18 protein-coding genes are annotated in these 17,327 nt (G+C 71.2%); 9 read left to right on the top strand and 9 right to left on the bottom strand.

Annotated elements, in window-relative coordinates:
* Positions 1-16: 16 nt before the first annotated feature.
* Together QSJ60_RS11155 and QSJ60_RS11150 are read left to right on the top strand one after the other, a co-directional pair.
* Positions 17-466, top strand: a complete 450-nt coding sequence (locus QSJ60_RS11155) for a GNAT family N-acetyltransferase (RefSeq protein WP_230763469.1) — start codon at positions 17-19, stop codon at positions 464-466.
* On the top strand, positions 466-705 hold the full coding sequence (locus tag QSJ60_RS11150) for a hypothetical protein (protein WP_189084960.1): 240 nt from the start codon (positions 466-468) through the stop codon (positions 703-705). Before QSJ60_RS11155 ends, QSJ60_RS11150 begins: the two co-directional genes overlap by 1 nt.
* Before the next feature lie 27 nt (positions 706-732).
* Here QSJ60_RS11150 and QSJ60_RS11145 read toward each other — a convergent pair whose 3' ends face one another.
* The 6 genes from QSJ60_RS11145 to sufB all read right to left on the bottom strand — a co-directional run bounded on the left by QSJ60_RS11145 (position 733) and on the right by sufB (position 5,761).
* Positions 733-1,545, bottom strand: a complete 813-nt coding sequence (locus QSJ60_RS11145) for a methyltransferase domain-containing protein (RefSeq protein WP_285463637.1) — start codon at positions 1,543-1,545, stop codon at positions 733-735.
* 94 nt (positions 1,546-1,639) lie between these two features.
* Positions 1,640-1,969: a metal-sulfur cluster assembly factor gene (locus tag QSJ60_RS11140; protein ID WP_189084958.1), complete on the bottom strand. Its 330-nt coding sequence runs from the start codon at positions 1,967-1,969 to the stop codon at positions 1,640-1,642.
* A 21-nt stretch (positions 1,970-1,990) separates the two neighbouring features.
* On the bottom strand, positions 1,991-2,761 hold the full coding sequence (sufC, locus tag QSJ60_RS11135) for a Fe-S cluster assembly ATPase SufC (protein WP_189084957.1): 771 nt from the start codon (positions 2,759-2,761) through the stop codon (positions 1,991-1,993).
* A gap of 68 nt (positions 2,762-2,829) precedes the next feature.
* Positions 2,830-3,156 carry a non-heme iron oxygenase ferredoxin subunit gene (locus QSJ60_RS11130; RefSeq protein WP_230763462.1) on the bottom strand — a complete coding sequence of 109 codons (327 nt, stop codon included), beginning with the start codon at positions 3,154-3,156 and terminating at the stop codon, positions 2,830-2,832.
* A gap of 1 nt (position 3,157) precedes the next feature.
* The gene (sufD, locus tag QSJ60_RS11125) at positions 3,158-4,339 is read right to left on the bottom strand and encodes a Fe-S cluster assembly protein SufD (RefSeq protein ID WP_373292254.1); all 1,182 of its coding nucleotides are present in this window, start codon (positions 4,337-4,339) and stop codon (positions 3,158-3,160) included.
* 3 nt (positions 4,340-4,342) lie between these two features.
* Positions 4,343-5,761: a Fe-S cluster assembly protein SufB gene (sufB, locus tag QSJ60_RS11120; RefSeq protein ID WP_189084955.1), complete on the bottom strand. Its 1,419-nt coding sequence runs from the start codon at positions 5,759-5,761 to the stop codon at positions 4,343-4,345.
* A 226-nt stretch (positions 5,762-5,987) separates the two neighbouring features.
* On the opposite strand from sufB, the gene QSJ60_RS11115 reads away from it, so the two are divergent.
* The gene (locus QSJ60_RS11115; protein ID WP_230763458.1) at positions 5,988-6,920 is read left to right on the top strand and encodes a COX15/CtaA family protein; all 933 of its coding nucleotides are present in this window, start codon (positions 5,988-5,990) and stop codon (positions 6,918-6,920) included.
* A gap of 273 nt (positions 6,921-7,193) precedes the next feature.
* On the opposite strand, the gene QSJ60_RS11110 is transcribed toward QSJ60_RS11115, so the two are convergent.
* Positions 7,194-8,114 carry a heme o synthase gene (locus QSJ60_RS11110; RefSeq protein WP_230763456.1) on the bottom strand — a complete coding sequence of 307 codons (921 nt, stop codon included), beginning with the start codon at positions 8,112-8,114 and terminating at the stop codon, positions 7,194-7,196.
* Between the two features lie 312 nt (positions 8,115-8,426).
* On the opposite strand from QSJ60_RS11110, the gene tkt reads away from it, so the two are divergent.
* The 6 genes from tkt to pgl are packed head-to-tail and all read left to right on the top strand — an operon-like array spanning position 8,427 to position 16,535.
* Positions 8,427-10,517, top strand: a complete 2,091-nt coding sequence (gene tkt, locus QSJ60_RS11105; RefSeq protein ID WP_230763454.1) for a transketolase — start codon at positions 8,427-8,429, stop codon at positions 10,515-10,517.
* Between the two features lie 25 nt (positions 10,518-10,542).
* On the top strand, positions 10,543-11,652 hold the full coding sequence (gene tal, locus QSJ60_RS11100) for a transaldolase (protein WP_285463636.1): 1,110 nt from the start codon (positions 10,543-10,545) through the stop codon (positions 11,650-11,652).
* Entirely contained in the window at positions 11,649-13,253 is a 1,605-nt protein-coding gene (locus QSJ60_RS11095) for a glucose-6-phosphate isomerase (protein WP_285463635.1), read from the top strand. The genes tal and QSJ60_RS11095 overlap by 4 nt, the downstream gene beginning before the upstream one ends.
* Before the next feature lie 17 nt (positions 13,254-13,270).
* Positions 13,271-14,812, top strand: coding sequence for a glucose-6-phosphate dehydrogenase (gene zwf, locus QSJ60_RS11090; RefSeq protein ID WP_229781610.1), 1,542 nt, complete (start codon positions 13,271-13,273; stop codon positions 14,810-14,812).
* Positions 14,809-15,768 carry a glucose-6-phosphate dehydrogenase assembly protein OpcA gene (locus QSJ60_RS11085; RefSeq protein WP_189084950.1) on the top strand — a complete coding sequence of 320 codons (960 nt, stop codon included), beginning with the start codon at positions 14,809-14,811 and terminating at the stop codon, positions 15,766-15,768. Before zwf ends, QSJ60_RS11085 begins: the two co-directional genes overlap by 4 nt.
* Positions 15,765-16,535 carry a 6-phosphogluconolactonase gene (gene pgl / locus QSJ60_RS11080; RefSeq protein WP_189084949.1) on the top strand — a complete coding sequence of 257 codons (771 nt, stop codon included), beginning with the start codon at positions 15,765-15,767 and terminating at the stop codon, positions 16,533-16,535. Before QSJ60_RS11085 ends, pgl begins: the two co-directional genes overlap by 4 nt.
* 80 nt (positions 16,536-16,615) lie before the next feature.
* Here pgl and QSJ60_RS11075 read toward each other — a convergent pair whose 3' ends face one another.
* Both QSJ60_RS11075 and secG read right to left on the bottom strand, forming a co-directional pair.
* Complete coding sequence (locus QSJ60_RS11075) at positions 16,616-16,981, bottom strand: RNA polymerase-binding protein RbpA (protein ID WP_189084948.1); 366 nt, start codon at positions 16,979-16,981, stop codon at positions 16,616-16,618.
* Positions 16,981-17,232: a preprotein translocase subunit SecG gene (gene secG / locus QSJ60_RS11070; protein ID WP_189084947.1), complete on the bottom strand. Its 252-nt coding sequence runs from the start codon at positions 17,230-17,232 to the stop codon at positions 16,981-16,983. Before secG ends, QSJ60_RS11075 begins: the two co-directional genes overlap by 1 nt.
* Positions 17,233-17,327: the final 95 nt, after the last annotated feature.

Here is a 17,327-nt window from a genome sequence, read left to right as displayed (position 1 = left end):
GAACCATGGGGGAAGCATGACCACGATCGACATCCGTCTGGCCGAAGAGGGCGACTTCTTCGGTTGGCTCCCGCTCTTCGAGGCGTACTGCCGCTTCTACGAGACCGAGCTCGACGACCGCAAGGCGCTCACCGTCTGGACCTGGCTCCAGGACGAGCAGCATCCGCTGCGCGCAGCGCTCGCGGTGGACGCCGAGGGCACGCCCGTGGGCCTCGCGCACTTCCGCGCCGTGCCGGACACGCTGAGCGCGACCACCGGCGTCTACCTCGACGACCTCTACGTCGCCGAGGAGGTGCGCGGCAGCGGCGCCGGACGCGCCCTCATCGAGTTCGTGCACGCCCGCTCCGCGGAGCTCGGGCAGGGCGGGGTCAGCTGGATCACCGCGGCCGACAACGAGCCGGCGCAGGCGCTCTACGACCGGATCGCCCGCCGCACCTCGTGGGTCACCTACGAGATGGACGCCTGATGCAGCTCGGCACCCGCTGGCCGTTCGGCAGCACGCCGCCGGCCTCGGTGCCGGCCGACACCCGCGCGCGGGTCGCCGCGCTCGAGGCGACCCGCGCCGACGGCGCCGGACGCACCTGGACGCTCACCTGGCTCGAGGGGCGCGCGATCGCCGAGCTCGACGACGGCACCGTGATCGACGGCGACACGCTGCGCGATGCCGCCGCATTCGGCGATCCGGACGACGAGGACGACTGGTAGTCGGTCTCCCCCGCCGTCCCGCCCGCACTACTTCGTGGCGATGATCTCGCCGTGCGGCATCAGCAGCCAGCCGTCGGGGTCGGCGGCCCAGTCGCGCCACGCCTGGGCGATGCGCGCCAGCTCCTCCGGGTTGGAGTGCCCGGACTCGATGGCGTGTGCCGCGAAGTTCGACTCCGTCGCGCGCACCGCCCAGGAGCCGCCCCACCACTCGCGGTCGAGCTCCGAGGCGAACACCCACACCGCGCCGGTTCCGGTGACACCCGAGAATCCCGCCTCGCGGGCCCACGCGGTCAGGCGGCGGCCGGCGTTCGGCTCGCCGCCGTTCCAGCGGTGCACCGCGTCGTAGAGCTCCAGCCAGCGGTCGAGGCCCGCCGACTCGGGGCTCCAGATCAGCCCGCCGTAGTCGACGTCGCGAGCGGCGAGCACGCCGCCCGGGCGGAGCACCCGGCGGAACTCCCGCAGCGCGTCGACGGGTCGACCGAGGTGCTGCAGCACCTGGTGCGCATGCACGATGTCGAAGCTGTCGTCGGGGAAGTCGAGCGCGTACGCGTCGCCGACGGCGAACGAGACGTTCGAGACGCCCTCGCTCTCGGCCAGGCCCGCGGCCTGGGCGACGACGTCGGCCGAGGCATCCACCCCGGTGACCCGGCCCGGGCCGACCCGACGGGCGAGGTCGATCGAGATGGTGCCGGGACCGCTGCCCACGTCGAGCACCTCGAGGCCGGGCCGGAGGTGCGGCACGAGGTATGCGGCCGAGTTCTCCACCGTGCGCCAGGAGTGGATGCGCAGCACGCTCTCGTGGTGTCCGTGGGTGTAAGCGTCGCGGGGCGTGGTCGTCATATCGGCAACATTACGCGCGCTCGGCCCTCTGTGACGCCGGACGACGGATGCCCCGACCAGCAGCTGCTGACCGGGGCATCCGGGGTGGTTCGTGTCAGATCGCGAAGCCGAGCGCGCGCATCATGTCGCGGCCGTCGTCGGTGATCCGCTCGGGGCCCCACGGCGGCATCCACACCCAGTTGATGCGGAAGGCGTCGACGTGGCCGTCGAGCGCCTGCGCGGTCTGCTCCTCGATCACGTCGGTGAGGGGGCAGCCGGCGCTCGTGAGCGTCATGTGGATGACGAGCGCGTCGTTCTCGTCGTCCCAGCCGAGATCGTAGATGAGGCCGAGATCGACGATGTTGACGCCGAGCTCGGGGTCGACGACGTCCTTCAGCGCCTCTTCGACCTCGTCGTAGCGCTCCGGAGCGAGTGAGGTGACCATGGTCAGATCCTACGCCCCGGGCTACTCCGCCGAGGCGGTCTCGGCGACCTGGTAGCGGTCGTAGCCCTCTTCCTCGAGGCGGTCGGCGAGCTCGGGGCCGCCCTGCTCGGCGATCTTGCCGGCCACGAAGACGTGCACGAAGTCCGGCTTGATGTAGCGGAGGATGCGCGTGTAGTGGGTGATCAGGAGGATGCCGAGGCCGGTGTTCTCCTTGGCGCGGTTGACGCCCTCCGAGACGATCTTGAGCGCGTCGACGTCGAGGCCGGAGTCGGTCTCGTCGAGCACCGCGAACTTCGGCTTCAGCAGCTCGAGCTGGAGGATCTCGTTGCGCTTCTTCTCGCCGCCGGAGAAGCCCTCGTTGACGTTGCGCTCGGCGAAGGCCGAGTCCATCTTGAGGTTGCCCATGGCGGTGCGGACGTCCTTGACCCAGTGGCGCACGCTCGGCGCCTCGCCGTCGATCGCGGTCTTGGCGGTGCGGAGGAAGTTCGTCACCGTGACGCCGGGGATCTCGACGGGGTACTGCATGGCCAGGAAGAGGCCGGCGCGGGCGCGCTCGTCGACGGACATCTCGAGGACGTTCTCGCCGTCGAGGAGGATCTCGCCCTCGACCACGGTGTACTTCGGGTGGCCGGCGATGGTGTACGCGAGGGTGGACTTGCCGGAGCCGTTCGGGCCCATGATGGCGTGGATCTCGCCCTCGTTGATGACGAGGTCGACGCCGCGGAGGATCTCGCGGGTGCCCTGGTCGGTTTCGACGTTGACGTGCAGGTTCTTGATCTCGAGCACGGACATGATCTGGTTTCTGGTCTCTTTCGTCGTTCGGCGCTCGGCCGACTGGATGCTTGGGCTGAGCGGGTCGCTCAGACGGTCACGGTGACCGCGGGGTCGATCAGGACGTCGCCGCCCGAGATCTCGACCTGGTAGACGGGGACCGGCTCGTAGGCCGGGAGGGTGAGCGGCTTGCCGGTGCGCAGCGAGAACTTCGAGCCGTGGGCCCAGCACTCGAGCGTGTCGTCCTCCACGAAGCCCTCGGCGAGCGAGATGTCGCCGTGGGTGCAGGTGTCGCCGATGGCGAACACGTCGCCGGCGGAGTCCTTCACCACCGCGATCGGCACGCCGTCGACGACGAAGCGCGACGCCTGGTTCTCGACGAGCTCGTCGACCCCGCAGACTCGGACGGCGGCCATCTCAGGCGCCCTGCAGTTCGGCTTCGAGGGCGGCGGTGAGGCGCTCTTCGAGCTCCGCCACGCCGATCTGCTGCACGATCTCGGTGAGGAAGCCGCGCACGACGAGACGGCGGGCCTCCTCTTCCGTGATGCCGCGGGCCATGAGGTAGAACAGCTGCTCGTCGTCGAAGCGCCCGGTGGCCGAGGCGTGCCCGGCGCCCGCGATGTCGCCCGTCTCGATTTCGAGGTTCGGGATCGAGTCGGCCCGGGTGCCGTCGCTCAGCACGAGGTTGCGGTTCTGCTCGTAGCTGTCGGTGCCGACCGCCGCGTTGCCGATCAGGACGTCGCCGATCCACACGCTGCGCGCGCCCTCGCCCTGCAGCGCGCCCTTGTAGGTGACGCGGCTGCGGGTGTTCGGGGCGTCGTGGTGCACGTACACCTGCTGCTCGAGGTGCTGGCCCGCGTCGGAGAAGTACAGCCCGAGGGCCTCGACGTCGCCGCCCTGCTCGGCGAGGTGCGTCGACGGGTTCACCCGCACGACCTTGCCGCCGAGCGAGACGACGATGTGCTTGAGCTTGGCGTCGCGGCCGATGCGCGCGAAGTGGCTCGCGAGGTGCACGGCGTCGTCGTCCCACTCCTGCACCGAGACGACGGTGAGGTTCGCGCCCTCGCCGACGATCACCTCGACGTTCTCGGAGAGCCGGGCGGAACCGGTGCCGCCCAGCACCACGAGGCCGCGGCTGTTGGGCGCCGCCTCGATCACGGTGTGCGCGGCGCGCGGCGTGGCGCCGAGGCCCGTGCGGGTGACAGTGGCGATCTTCTCGTCCTCGCCGGTGACCCGGATGAGGAGGGCCTCGCCGAAGTTCGTCCAGGCGTTGGCCGAGGCGCGCTCCTCGGGCGTGCCCGCGGTGCCGATGCGGGCATCGTCGCGGGCGATCCACTCGACCGCGACGCCCTCGGCGCCCGCGGTCTCGAGGTCGAGGCGCGCCCCGTCGAGCTCACCCGAGGTGAGGTCGGCGAAGGCGGCGACCGGGGACAGCTTCCATTCGTGCTCGCGGCCCGTAACGGGGGCGAAGTCGGCCACGTCGACCGAGCGGAAGCGCTCGGAGCGGGTCTGCACCGGGACGACGGGGCCGTCCGAGTGCGCGACGAGGCCGTGCTGGCCGGCGGTGGGCATGGCGGTGCTCTGCGTTGCGACGGTCATTGCTTAGCCGACCGATCCTTCCATGCCCATCTCGATGAGCTTGTTGAGTTCCATCGCGTACTCCATGGGCAGCTCGCGCGCGATGGGCTCGATGAAGCCGCGCACGATCATGGCCATCGCCTCGTCCTCGGGGATGCCGCGAGCCATCAGGTAGAAGAGCTGCTCCTCGCTGACCTTCGAGACCGTGGCCTCGTGACCGAGCTGCACGTCGTCGACGCGGATGTCGATCGCCGGGTAGGTGTCGCTGCGCGAGATGGTGTCGACGAGCAGCGCGTCGCAGCGCACGGTGTTGGCCGCGTGGTGCGCGTTCGCGTCGACGCGGACCTCGCCGCGGTAGCCGGCGCGGCCGCCGCCGCGGGCGATCGACTTGGAGACGATCGACGACTGCGTGTAGGGCGCCATGTGGATCATCTTCGCGCCCGCGTCCTGGTGCTGGCCGGGGCCCGCGAAGGCGACCGAGAGGGTCTCGCCCTTGGCGTGCTCGCCCATCAGGAAGATCGACGGGTACTTCATCGTCACCTTGGAGCCGATGTTGCCGTCGATCCACTCCATGGTGGCGCCCTCGTGGGCGACGGCGCGCTTGGTGACGAGGTTGTAGACGTTGTTCGACCAGTTCTGGATCGTCGTGTACCGAACGCGCGCGTTCTTCTTCACGATGATCTCGACGACGGCCGAGTGCAGCGAGTCGCTCTTGTAGATCGGCGCCGTGCAGCCCTCGATGTAGTGCACGTAGCTGTCCTCGTCGGCGATGATCAGCGTGCGCTCGAACTGGCCCATGTTCTCCGTGTTGATGCGGAAGTAGGCCTGCAGCGGGATCTCGACGTGGACGCCCTTCGGCACGTAGACGAACGAGCCGCCCGACCAGACGGCGGTGTTCAGCGCAGCGAACTTGTTGTCGCCGGCCGGGATGACGGTGCCGAAGTACTCCTCGAAGATCTCGGGGTGCTCCTTGAGCGCGGTGTCGGTGTCGAGGAAGATGACGCCCTGCTCCTCCAGGTCCTCGCGGATCTGGTGGTAGACGACCTCGGACTCGTACTGCGCGGCGACGCCGGCGACGAGGCGCTGACGCTCGGCCTCGGGGATGCCGAGGCGCTCGTAGGTGTTGCGGATGTCCTCGGGCAGGTCCTCCCAGCTCTGGGCCTGCTTCTCGGTGGACCGCACGAAGTACTTGATGTTCTCGAAGTCGATCTCCGAGAGGTCGGCGCCCCAGCTGGGCATCGGCTTGCGGTCGAAGAGCTGGAGGGCGCGGAGGCGACGCTGGAGCATCCACTCCGGTTCTTCCTTCAGACGCGAGATGTCGGCGACCACCTCCTGCGAGAGTCCGCGGCGGGCCGAAGCCCCGGCGGCATCCGAGTCGGCCCAGCCGAACTCGTACACGCCGAGTCCTTCGAGCTCTGGGCGGTCGATCAGTACGTCCGTCATGCTCTCCTCTTCTCCTTCCCTGCGACCGGCTATCAGACCGGCTCACCGTGCGCCGTGAATCGAGGTGTTCGCGACGACTGGTGATGTGCGGGCGGCTCCATTGCGAACCTAAGATGGCAGAGTGGCCGAGCGCGCGATTCTCCGCGCGGGGCCCGCCATCTGATCAAGTCTATAGGGTCGCCCCGACACTGGCTCCGTTCCACGCGACCCGGATGAGGAACTCCGCGTGAACCGCCCGAGCACCGGCCTGCACATCCCGACGAGCCTGCGGATCTTCGCCTGGTTGTCGTTCATCGCGGAGACGACCATCATCGCCACGGGCGGCGCCGTCCGACTCACCGGCTCGGGCCTCGGCTGCCCGACGTGGCCGACGTGCACGCCCGGCTCGCTCGTGCCGACCGAGGAGCTCAGCTACCACAGCCTCATCGAGTTCGGGAACCGCCTGATGACGGGCGTCGTCGGCATCATCGCACTCGTGGTCGTACTGCTCGTCTGGCGTCTCCGCCGCGAGCGCCGCGACCTCTGGGTGCTCTCCCTCGTCGTCATCGGCGGCATCGTCGCGCAGGCGATCGTCGGCGGCATCACCGTCTGGACCGGGCTCAACCCGTTCATCGTCGGCTTCCACTACGTCTCCTCGCTCGTGCTCGTCTGCATCACCGCGGCGTTCCTCGCCCGTCTCGACGCGGCGCCGGGGCCGCGCGAGCTCGCCGTCCCCCGCTGGTACGCGATCCTCACCCACGTGACGACCCTGGTCATGGCCGTCTCGATCGCCTTCGGCGTCCTCACGACGGGGGCGGGGCCGCACTCGGGCGACTCGGAGGCCGGCCGCAACGGCTTCGAGGCCGAGATCCTCGAGCACATCCACGCCTGGCCCGGCTACCTGCTGCTCGCCCTGACGGTCGTGCTCGCCGTCGTCGCCGGCATCCGCAAGCTGCCGACGCTCAAGTGGACCCTGGTGCTGCTCGCCGCCGAGCTCGTGCAGGTCGGCGTCGGCCTCTACCAGGCGCGCAACGGCCTCCCGGTGCTCGCTGTCGGCATCCACATGGTGCTCGCGGCGCTCACCGCGGCGGCGCTCACCCTGGTCGTGCTGCACCTGAAGCGCCCCGTCGCCCAGGGCGCCGCGGAGTCGGAGCGCGCCGAGGCGGTCAGCGCCGCCTGATCAGCGACCGCGGTAGCGGCAGCGCCGCCGCGGTCTGAGGGACGGGCGTCGCCCCGTCCGGAACCCGGCTGCGCCGCCCCGAGCCCGGCGGTTCCGGAGGAGTGCGGCGCCACCGGAGGATCGAGTTCGCCACGGGCACCTCCCCTGCCGGGGATCTCCTCCCGCCGTGAAGCTGCGAGGGATCGACGAGAAGGCGGGGCGCCGCAGGCGGGCGCTCGGCGACGCCGGGCCCCTTCGGGAGCGGCCGAGCCCGCGCCGCGGGCGAGACGGGTACTAGAAGGGCAGCAGCGGGTCGATGCCGACGGCGAGGAAGACGAGCGACAGGTAGACGATCGAGCCGTGGAACACGCGCATCGGCGAGACCTGCTCGTGCCGGATGGCGAGGTTGTAGAGGCGGTGCGTCTCGTAGATGAACCAGGCACCGGTGACGACCGCGACGGTCGAGTACACCAGCCCCATGCCAGCGATCGGGATGAGCAGCAGCGAGCACGCGACGGTCGCCCACGCATAGAGGATGACCTGGAGCCCGACCTGCGCGCGACCGCGCACGACCGCGAGCATCGGCACGCCCGCGGCGGCGTAGTCCGCCTTGTACTTCATGGACAGCGGCCAGTAGTGCGGCGGCGTCCACAGGAAGATGATGAGGAAGAGGATGACCGGCGGCCAGCTGAGGTCCTCGGTGACCGCGGCCCAGCCGATGAGCACGGGCATGCAGCCCGCGATGCCGCCCCAGACGATGTTCTGCGCGGTGCGGCGCTTCAGGATGAGGCTGTAGAAGACGACGTACAGCAGGATGGCGGCGAGCGAGAGCAGCGCGGCGAGCCAGTTGGTGAACACCCAGAGCCAGACGATGGATGCCGCGCCGAGCCCGTAGGCGAAGACGAGGGCCTCGCGGTCGCTCAGCTCGCCCGTGACGAGCGGGCGGCCCTGCGTGCGCTTCATCACCCGGTCGATGTCGCGATCGATATAGCAGTTGAAGGCCCCGGCGCTGCCGGCGCTCATGGCTCCGCCGATGAGCGTCGCGATGAGCAGCCAGAGATCGGGCAGGCCCTGCTGGGCGAGGATCATGGTCGGCGCGGTGACGACGAGCAGGAGCTCGATCACGCGCGGCTTCGTGAGGGCCACGTAGGCGCCGAGCTTGCGGCGGAAGGTCGACGGGGCCCGGGTCTCGGTGGTCTCGCCTGTTGCCTGCATCGCTCCTCTTCCGGTGACGCCGCGCTGGTGATCGCGCGCGGGCACGCCGCCTCCGATTCTAGGCCATCCCCGCGCCACCGCGGGGCCCACCGCGTCGCCGGGGCCCGCGACGTCACGAACGGCCACGGCCGAGTCCCCCACTCCATATACTGGGGGAGAGCGCGCCCGATGGCGCGGTGCCGAGCTGCCGACGAGTCGTCGACGGTCGGGGCCGACGGTCTGGGCTCCACCGCGCCGCAGCGATTCCCTGGCGGGCCCGGGGGCCGGTCGGCTCCCCGCGACCCCGCCACGACCGGAAGGAACAGCAACCTCGTGGCAACTCTGCAATGGGACTCCCTCGACGATCGCGCGGTCGACACGGCTCGCGTGCTCGCGGCCGACGCCGTGGAGAAGGTCGGCAACGGACACCCGGGCACGGCGATGAGCCTCGCCCCGGCGGCCTACCTCCTCTTCCAGAAGGTGATGCGCCGCGACCCCTCCGACCTCGACTGGCTCGGACGCGACCGCTTCATCCTCTCCGCGGGCCACTCCTCGCTCACGCAGTACGTGCAGCTCTACCTCGAGGGCTCCGGCCTCGAGCTCGACGACCTGAAGGCGCTCCGCACCTGGGGCTCGAAGACCCCGGGCCACCCGGAGTACGGTCACACCGCCGGCGTCGAGATCACGACCGGTCCCCTCGGCCAGGGCCTCGCGTCCGCCGTGGGCTTCGCCTACGCGGCCCGCTACGAGCGCGGGCTCTTCGACCCCGAGGCGCCGGCGGGCGAGAGCCCGTTCGACCACTTCGTCTACGTCGTCGCGGGCGACGGCGACCTGCAGGAGGGCGTGACGAGCGAGGCCTCCTCGCTCGCCGGCCACCAGCAGCTCGGCAACCTCGTCGTGATCTACGACTCGAACCAGATCTCGATCGAGGACGACACGAACATCGCCTTCACCGAGGACGTCGCGAAGCGCTACGAGTCCTACGGCTGGCACGTGCAGACCGTCGACTGGAAGAAGACGGGCGAGTACGTCGAGGACGTCGCCGAGCTGCACGCAGCCATCGAGGCGGCGAAGGGCGAGCAGGCGAAGCCCTCGCTCATCATCCTGAAGACGATCATCGGCTGGCCCTCCCCCGGCAAGCAGAACTCCGGGAAGATCCACGGCTCGGCGCTCGGCGCCGCCGAGCTCGCCGCCACCAAGGAGGTGCTCGGCTTCGACCCGGAGCAGAGCTTCGTCGTCGCCGAGGACGTCATCGAGCGCACCCGCGGCGCCCGCGAGCGCGGCGCGGCCCTGCACCGCGAGTGGCAGGCCTCCTACGACGCGTGGGCGGCGGCCAATCCGGAGCGCAAGGCGCTGCTCGACCGGCTCGAGGCCGGCGAGCTGCCCGAGGGCCTCGAGCAGGTCCTGCCGGTGTTCGAGGCGGGCACCGAGGTGTCCACCCGCGCCGCGTCCGGCAAGGTCATCAACGCCCTCGCCGCCGAGCTCCCCGAGCTCTGGGGCGGCTCGGCCGACCTCGCGGAGTCGAACCTCACCACCATCAACGGGGGCGGATCGTTCGTGCCGAGCGAGCACTCCACCCACGAGTGGGCGGGCAACCCCTACGGTCGCGTGCTGCACTTCGGCATCCGCGAGCACGCCATGGGCGCCATCCTGAACGGCATCGTGCTGCACGGCCCGACGCGCGCCTTCGGCGGCACCTTCCTGATCTTCAGCGACTACATGCGGCCCGCCGTGCGTCTCGCGGCCCTCATGCAGGTGCCCTCGATCTTCGTCTGGACGCACGACTCCGTCGCCCTCGGCGAGGACGGCCCGACGCACCAGCCGATCGAGCAGCTCGCGAGCCTCCGGGCCATCCCGGGCCTCGACGTCGTGCGCCCCGCCGACGCCAACGAGGTGTCGTACGCCTGGCTCGAGATCCTGAAGCGCCGCGGCGGCCCCGCCGGCATCGCCCTGACCCGCCAGAACATCCCGGTGTTCGAGCGCGGGGACGGCGACGCCTCCGGCGAGGTGTTCGCGAGCGCCGCCAACGTCTCGAAGGGCGCCTACGTGCTGGCCGAGGCGGCGTCGGGCACCCCCGACGTCATCCTCATCGCCACCGGCTCCGAGGTGCAGCTGGCGGTCGCGGCCCGCGAGCAGCTCGCCGCCGAGGGCATCGCCGCGCGCGTCGTGTCCGCCCCGAGCCTGGAGTGGTTCGAGGAGCAGGACGCCGCCTACCGCGAGCAGGTCCTGCCCGCCGCGGTCACCGCGCGCGTCTCGGTCGAGGCAGGCCTCGCGCTCAGCTGGCAGCGCTACCTCGGCGACCGCGGCCGCGCCGTGTCGATCGAGCACTTCGGCGCCTCCGCCGACTACAAGACCCTGTTCCGCGAGTTCGGCATCACGACGGACGCCGTCGTCGCCGCCGCCAAGGAATCGCTCGCCGCCTGAGCGGGCACGAAGGAGCAACGAACCCATGAGCACCACTCCCACCGCCGCGCTCTCCGAGGCCGGCGTCAGCATCTGGCTCGACGACCTCTCGCGCGAGCGCATTGAGACGGGCGACCTCGCCCGCCTGATCGCCGAGCGCAACGTCGTCGGCGTCACGACGAACCCGACGATCTTCGCCGGGGCCCTGTCGAAGGGCGAGCGCTATGCCGAGCAGGTCGCCTCGCTCGCCGCCTCGGGCGCCGACGTCGACCGCGCCGTGTTCGAGATCACGACCGACGACGTCCGGACCGCGGCCGACGTCTTCCGCGAGGTCTACGACCGCTCCGGCGGCTTCGACGGTCGCGTGTCGATCGAGGTCGCCCCCGGCCTCGCCCACGACACGGCCGGCACCGTCGCCGAGGCGAAGACCCTCTGGGAGCGCGTCGACCGCCCGAACGCCATGATCAAGATCCCCGCGACCGTCGAGGGCCTCGACGCCATCCGCGAGACCATCGGCGCCGGCATCAGCGTCAACGTGACCCTGATCTTCAGCCTCGACCGCTACCGCGCCGTGATGGAGGCCTACCTCGCCGGCCTCGAGCAGGCGAAGGCCGCCGGCCACGAGCTGTCCACCATCCACTCGGTGGCCTCCTTCTTCGTGTCGCGCGTCGACACCGAGATCGACCAGCGGCTCGTCGCCATCGGCACCGATGAGGCGCTCGCTCTCAAGAGCAAGGCGGGTGTGGCCAACGCGCGGCTCGCGTACGAGCTCTACGAGGAGACCTTCGCGAGCGAGCGCGCCGCGGCCCTGCTCGACGCCGGCGCGAACCGCCAGCGTCCGCTGTGGGCCTCCACCGGCGTCAAGGACCCGGCCCTGCCCGACACCCTGTACGTGACCGAGCTCGTCGCCCCGGGCGTCGTGAACACGATGCCCGAGAAGACCCTCGAGGCCACCTTCGACCACGGCGTCGTGACCGGCGACACCGTCACCGGTGCCTACGCCGAGGCCGGTGCCGTGCTCGACGCGCTCGCGAAGGTCGGCGTCGACTACGACGACGTCACCGCGCTGCTCGAACGCGAGGGCGTCGAGAAGTTCGTCGTCTCGTGGTCCGAGCTGCTCGAGTCCGTGGGCCAGGCGCTGGGGGCGGCACGATGAGCTTCCGCATCTCGGTCGGCGGTGCGGCGGCTGAGGCCGTCCGCCGCGTCGTCCCCCAGCTCGTCGCCGACCGCGTCGCGAGCGGCATCACGGCGCAGGACCCCGAGCTCTGGGGCCCGGCGGCCGAGGAGGAGTCCGCGAAGCGGCTCGGCTGGACCGAGGCCGTCGCGATCTCGCGCCCGCTCGTCCCCGAGATCCTCGAGCTCCGCGACGAACTCCACGCCGCCGGGGTCGACCACATCGTCCTCGCGGGCATGGGCGGCTCCTCGCTCGCCCCGGAGGTCATCACCCGCACCGCCGGCGTGCAGCTGACCGTGCTCGACTCGACCGAGCCCGGGCAGGTCCGTGCGGCGCTCGCCGACCGACTCGCCTCGAGCGCGCTCGTCGTCTCGTCGAAGTCCGGCTCGACGGTCGAGACCGACAGCCAGCGACGCGTCTACGAGCAGGCGTTCCGCGATGAGGGCATCGACCCCGTCGGCCGCATCGTGATCGTCACCGACCCGGGCTCGCCCCTCGACGAGTCGGCGCGCGCCGTCGGCTACCGCGTCTTCAACGCCGACCCCAACGTCGGCGGCCGCTATTCCGCCCTCACCGCGTTCGGGCTCGTCCCTTCCGGCCTCGCCGGCGTGGACATCGCCGAGATCCTCGACGAGGCCGAGGCCATGGAGCTGCCCCTCGCGGTCGACACCGAGGAGAACCCCGGTCTCGTGCTCGGCGCCGCGATCGCCGCGACGCAGCCGCTCCGCGACAAGCTCGCGATCGTCGCCGACGGCACCCACATCGTCGGCTTCGCCGACTGGGCCGAGCAGCTGATCGCCGAGTCCACCGGCAAGGAGGGCACGGGCCTGCTTCCCGTCGTGCTCGAGCCCGGCGCGCCGGAGCTCTCGGGGGGCCTCTCCGACCTCCAGCTCGTGCGCCTCGTCGACGACGCGGGCACCCACGTCTTCCGCGACGACGAGAACGACGAGATCCGCGTCAGCGGCACCCTCGGCGCGCAGCTGCTCGTCTGGGAGTACGCGACGGCCGTCGCGGGGCGCCTGCTCGGCATCAACCCCTTCGACCAGCCCGACGTCGAATCGGCGAAGATCGCGGCGCGCGGCCTCCTCGACGCCCGGCCCGAGCCCGCCCCGGCGGCGTTCGTCGCCGAGGGCATCGAGGTGCGCGGCACGCCCGAGGTGATCGGCGCGGCGAGCGACCTCGCCTCCGCGATCGAGGTGCTGCTCGAGGAGCTGCCGGCCGACGGCTACCTCTCGGTGCAGGCCTACGTCGACCGGGTCGCGCACCCCGAGCTCGCGCAGCTGCGCGAGCTGCTCGCGGCGCGGGCCGGCCGACCGGTCACCTTCGGCTGGGGTCCGCGGTTCCTGCACTCGACCGGGCAGTTCCACAAGGGCGGCCCCGCGGTGGGCGTGTTCCTGCAGCTCACGCAGCGACCCGCCGAGGATCTCACGATCCCCGAGCGCCCGTTCACCTTCGGCGAGCTGATCGCGGCCCAGGCCTCCGGCGACGCGAGCGTGCTCGCCGAGCACGGCCGGCCGGTGCTGACGCTCACGCTCACCGACCCCGCGGCGAACCTCGCGTCCCTCGTCGCCGCGATCGACTGACGGCAGGAGCCACCGCAGTGCAACCGGCACTCATCGAGGCGGGCCACAACCCGCTGCGTTCTCCGAAGGACTACCGGCTAAATCGCATCGCCGGCCCCTCGAGCCTCATCATCTTCGGCGTGACGGGCGACCTCTCCCGCAAGAAGCTGATGCCCGCGGTGTACGACCTCGCGAACCGGGGGCTCCTGCCCCCCGGCTTCGCGCTGGTCGGCTTCGCCCGTCGCGACTGGGAGAACGAGGACTTCGCCCAGGTCGTGCACGACTCGGTGAAGCAGTACGCGCGCACGGAGTTCCGCGAGGACGTCTGGCAGCAGCTGGCCCGAGGCATCCGCTTCGTCACCGGCACCTTCGACGACGACGACGCCTTCGACCGGCTGCGCGAGACGGTCGAGTCCCTCGACCGGGAGCGCGGCACGATGGGCAACCACGCGTTCTACCTGTCGATCCCGCCGAAGTCCTTCCCGCTCGTCACCGAGCAGCTGAAGCGCTCCGGGCTCACCGAGCAGCGCGAGGGCCAGTGGCGCCGCGTCGTCATCGAGAAGCCCTTCGGCAGCGACCTGCAGACCGCGCGCGAGCTGAACGACGTCGTCGCCTCCGTCTTCCCGCCCGACTCGGTGTTCCGCATCGACCACTACCTGGGCAAGGAGACGGTGCAGAACATCCTGGCGCTGCGCTTCGCGAACCAGCTCTACGAGCCGATCTGGAACGCGAACTACGTCGACCACGTGCAGATCACGATGGCCGAGGACATCGGCGTCGGCGGCCGGGCCGGGTACTACGACGGCATCGGCGCGGCGCGCGACGTGATCCAGAACCACCTGCTGCAGCTGCTGGCGCTCACGGCGATGGAGGAGCCGATCTCCTTCGAGGCGGCCGACCTCCGCGCCGAGAAGGAGAAGATCCTCGCCGCCGTGCGCCTGCCCGAGGATCTCGCGACGGGCACCGCCCGGGGCCAGTACGCGGGCGGCTGGCAGGGCGGCGAGCAGGTCGTCGGCTTCCTCGACGAGGACGGCATGAACCCCGACTCGACGACCGAGACGTATGCGGCGATGAAGCTCACGATCGGCACCCGCCGCTGGGCCGGGGTGCCGTTCTACCTGCGCGCCGGCAAGCGGCTCGGTCGCCGCGTCACCGAGATCGCGGTGGTCTTCAAGCGCGCGCCGCAGCAGGTGTTCGCCGACAGCCAGACCTCGGAGCTCGGCCAGAACGCACTGGTGATCCGGGTGCAGCCCGACGAGGGCGTCACGATCCGCTTCGGTTCGAAGGTGCCGGGCGCGGGCATGCAGGTGCGCGACGTGACGATGGACTTCGGCTACGGGCACGCCTTCACCGAGGCCAGCCCGGAGGCGTACGAGCGGCTCATCCTCGACGTGCTGCTCGGCGACCCGCCGCTCTTCCCCCGCCAGGAGGAGGTCGAGCTCTCCTGGAAGATCCTCGACCCGATCGAGCACTTCTGGGCCACGCAGGGCCGTCCCGAGCAGTACCGCCCCGGCTCCTGGGGTCCCAGTTCGGCCGACGACCTCCTCGCCCGCGACGGACGCAGCTGGAGGCGCCCATGATCGTCGACCTGCCAGACACCACGACCAGCCAGGTCTCGAAGGCGCTCGTGAAGATCCGCGAGGAGGGCGGCGTCGTCGCCCTCGGCCGGGTGCTGACCCTCATCATCGCGACCCAGGCCGGGCGCGAGGAGGAGGCGATCGAGGCGGCGAACGACGCCTCCCGCGAGCACCCGATGCGCGTCATCGTCGTCGCCTCGGAGCCGGGCGCCGACGGGGCGGGCGTCGCCCCGCGGCTGGATGCCGAGATCCGCGTCGGCGGCGACGCCGGCGCGAGCGAGGTCATCGTGCTGCGCGCATTCGGCGAGGTCGCGAGCGACGAGGAGAGCCTCGTGATGGCGCTGCTCCTTCCCGACGCGCCCGTCGTCACCTGGTGGCCGGGCAAGGCGCCGGAGATCCCGGCGCTCGCCCCGCTCGGGCGCATCGCGCATCGACGGATCACGGATGCCTCGGCCCAGCCCGACCCGCAGGCCGCCCTCGCGGCACTGGAGCGCAGCTACCGCCCGGGCGACGCGGACTTCGCGTGGACGCGGCTCACCCTGTGGCGCGCCCAGCTCGCCGCGGTGCTCGATCAGCCGCCCTACGAGTCCGTGACGCGCGTGCACGTCTCCGGCGCGGTCGACTCCCCCTCGACGACGCTGCTCGCCGCGTGGCTGAAGCTCCAGCTGCAGGCCGAGACGAGCTGCAGCCTCGCCGGTGCCGAGAGCGGGCTGCACGGCATCCACGGAGTCGAGCTCGAGCGAGCCAGCGGCGGCATCGAGCTGATCCGCGACGTCCCAGGTGTCGCGACACTGCGCCAGCCAGGACAGCCCGTGCACGATCTCGCGCTCCCCCGACGGAGCCTGCGCGACTGCCTCGCCGACGAGCTGCGCCGGCTCGACCCGGACGAACTCTACGGCGAAGTGATCACCGTCGGCCTGCCGCTGCTCGCCGACGGAACGGAAGGTGGACGAGGATGACCAACGACCGACGGGTGCTCGTGCACCCGGACAAGCCCGCGCTCGCGGCCGCCGTGGCCGCGCGGTTCATGACGAAGCTCCTCGACATCCTCGACGAGCAGGCGGTCGCCCACATCGTCCTCACGGGCGGCTCCATGGGCGGCGCGGTGCTCGAGGCGGTCGCCTCCTCGCCAGCCCGTACGAGCATCGACTGGACGCGCGTGCACTTCTGGTGGGGCGACGAACGCTGGGTGCCCGCGGGAGACGCGGAGCGCAACGACGCGCAGTCGTTCGAGGCTCTCCTCGATGCGCTCGAACTCCCCGAGGGCAACGCGCACCCGTTCCCCGCCTCCGACTCCGGGCTGGAGCTCGACGTCGCGGCCGAGGTCTACGCGGCCGAACTCGCCGCCCACGGCGTCGACGGGCAGCCCTACCCGATCTTCGACATCACCTTCCTCGGCGTCGGACCCGACGGGCACATCGCCTCGCTGTTCCCGCACCGCTCGGGCATCCAGGTCACGGACCGCACCGTCATCGCCGTGCGGAACTCGCCGAAGCCCCCGCCGGAGCGCCTGAGCCTCACCCGCCCGGTGCTGAATTCCTCGCAGCGCGTCTGGTTCGTGCTCGCGGGCGCCGACAAGGCCTCGGCGCTCGGCCTCGCGCTCGCTGGCGCGAGCCGCGACGAGGTGCCCGTCGCGGGCATCAAGGGCCGCCGCCGCACCGTGTTCTTCGTCGACCGCGACGCGGCCGCCGAGGTGCCGGAGCAGCTCATCGCACCCGAGTACTGAACCGAGCCACGGCGGCGCAGAACGGCGGGCGGATCCGAATGGATCCGCCCGCCGTTTCGTGTCTGCGGGAGGTGCCGGGGTTACTCGGGCGCGCTCGTGCCGCGGCGCGCGCGGAGCTGCTGGAGGGCCTCCTCGAGCAGGGCGGCCGCCTCCTCCTCGGTGCGGCGCTCCTTCACGTAGGCGAGGTGCGTCTTGTACGGCTCAGCCTTGGACAACGACGGCGGGTTCGCCTTGTCGCGGCCGGCGGGGAGGCCGGTCGAGGGGCTGTCGATGACCTCGGGGATCTCCTCGTCGGGGAGGTTCGCCGCGAAGTAGCGGACCGTCTCGTTGCCCTGGGCGTCCCAGTAGCTGACGGCGACGCGGTCGGCGTGGAAGCCGCGGTCCTGCTCGCCCATGGGCCCGGCGCCGACGCGCGAGCCGCGGATCGCGCTGTTTCCCGAGACCATCAGATGCCCGCTTCGAACTTGGTGATGAGGCCGAGCACCACGATGCAGGTCACCCAGACGAGGCCGAGGATGATCGTGATCCGGTTGAGGTTGCGCTCCGCAACACCGGAGGCGCCGAGGTTGGAGGTCACGCCGCCGCCGAACATGTCGGAGAGGCCGCCACCGCGACCCTTGTGCAGCAGGATGAGCAGGGTCAGCAGCAGGCTCGTGAGGCCGAGCAGGACCTGCAGGACGACCTGGAGAATCTCCACGGTGAAACCTTTCCGGGCACGACGGACTGGTCGGTGCCGACAATCGAGTATAGCCGGGCGGCGGCCCGGGAGCGCGTCGGCGCCCCGGGCCGCGC

Source organism: Agromyces sp. NBRC 114283, from assembly GCF_030268405.1.
GTDB classification, from domain to species: domain Bacteria; phylum Actinomycetota; class Actinomycetes; order Actinomycetales; family Microbacteriaceae; genus Agromyces; species Agromyces mediolanus.
This window is presented reverse-complemented; position numbering and strand designations above follow the sequence as displayed.

Bases quoted from the DNA above. Each gene is read 5' to 3' on its own strand.
- QSJ60_RS11095 (WP_285463635.1), top strand. From the start codon at position 11,649: ATGAGCTTCCGCATCTCGGTCGGCGGTGCGGCGGCTGAGGCCGTCCGC.
- QSJ60_RS11130 (WP_230763462.1), bottom strand. From the start codon at position 3,156: ATGGCCGCCGTCCGAGTCTGCGGGGTCGACGAGCTCGTCGAGAACCAG.
- QSJ60_RS11150 (WP_189084960.1), top strand. From the start codon at position 466: ATGCAGCTCGGCACCCGCTGGCCGTTCGGCAGCACGCCGCCGGCCTCG.
- QSJ60_RS11155 (WP_230763469.1), top strand. From the start codon at position 17: ATGACCACGATCGACATCCGTCTGGCCGAAGAGGGCGACTTCTTCGGT.
- QSJ60_RS11145 (WP_285463637.1), bottom strand. From the start codon at position 1,545: ATGACGACCACGCCCCGCGACGCTTACACCCACGGACACCACGAGAGC.
- tal (WP_285463636.1), top strand. From the start codon at position 10,543: ATGAGCACCACTCCCACCGCCGCGCTCTCCGAGGCCGGCGTCAGCATC.
- QSJ60_RS11075 (WP_189084948.1), bottom strand. From the start codon at position 16,981: ATGGTCTCGGGAAACAGCGCGATCCGCGGCTCGCGCGTCGGCGCCGGG.
- sufB (WP_189084955.1), bottom strand. From the start codon at position 5,761: ATGACGGACGTACTGATCGACCGCCCAGAGCTCGAAGGACTCGGCGTG.
- sufD (WP_373292254.1), bottom strand. From the start codon at position 4,339: ATGACCGTCGCAACGCAGAGCACCGCCATGCCCACCGCCGGCCAGCAC.
- QSJ60_RS11110 (WP_230763456.1), bottom strand. From the start codon at position 8,114: ATGCAGGCAACAGGCGAGACCACCGAGACCCGGGCCCCGTCGACCTTC.
- QSJ60_RS11085 (WP_189084950.1), top strand. From the start codon at position 14,809: ATGATCGTCGACCTGCCAGACACCACGACCAGCCAGGTCTCGAAGGCG.
- pgl (WP_189084949.1), top strand. From the start codon at position 15,765: ATGACCAACGACCGACGGGTGCTCGTGCACCCGGACAAGCCCGCGCTC.
- QSJ60_RS11140 (WP_189084958.1), bottom strand. From the start codon at position 1,969: ATGGTCACCTCACTCGCTCCGGAGCGCTACGACGAGGTCGAAGAGGCG.
- sufC (WP_189084957.1), bottom strand. From the start codon at position 2,761: ATGTCCGTGCTCGAGATCAAGAACCTGCACGTCAACGTCGAAACCGAC.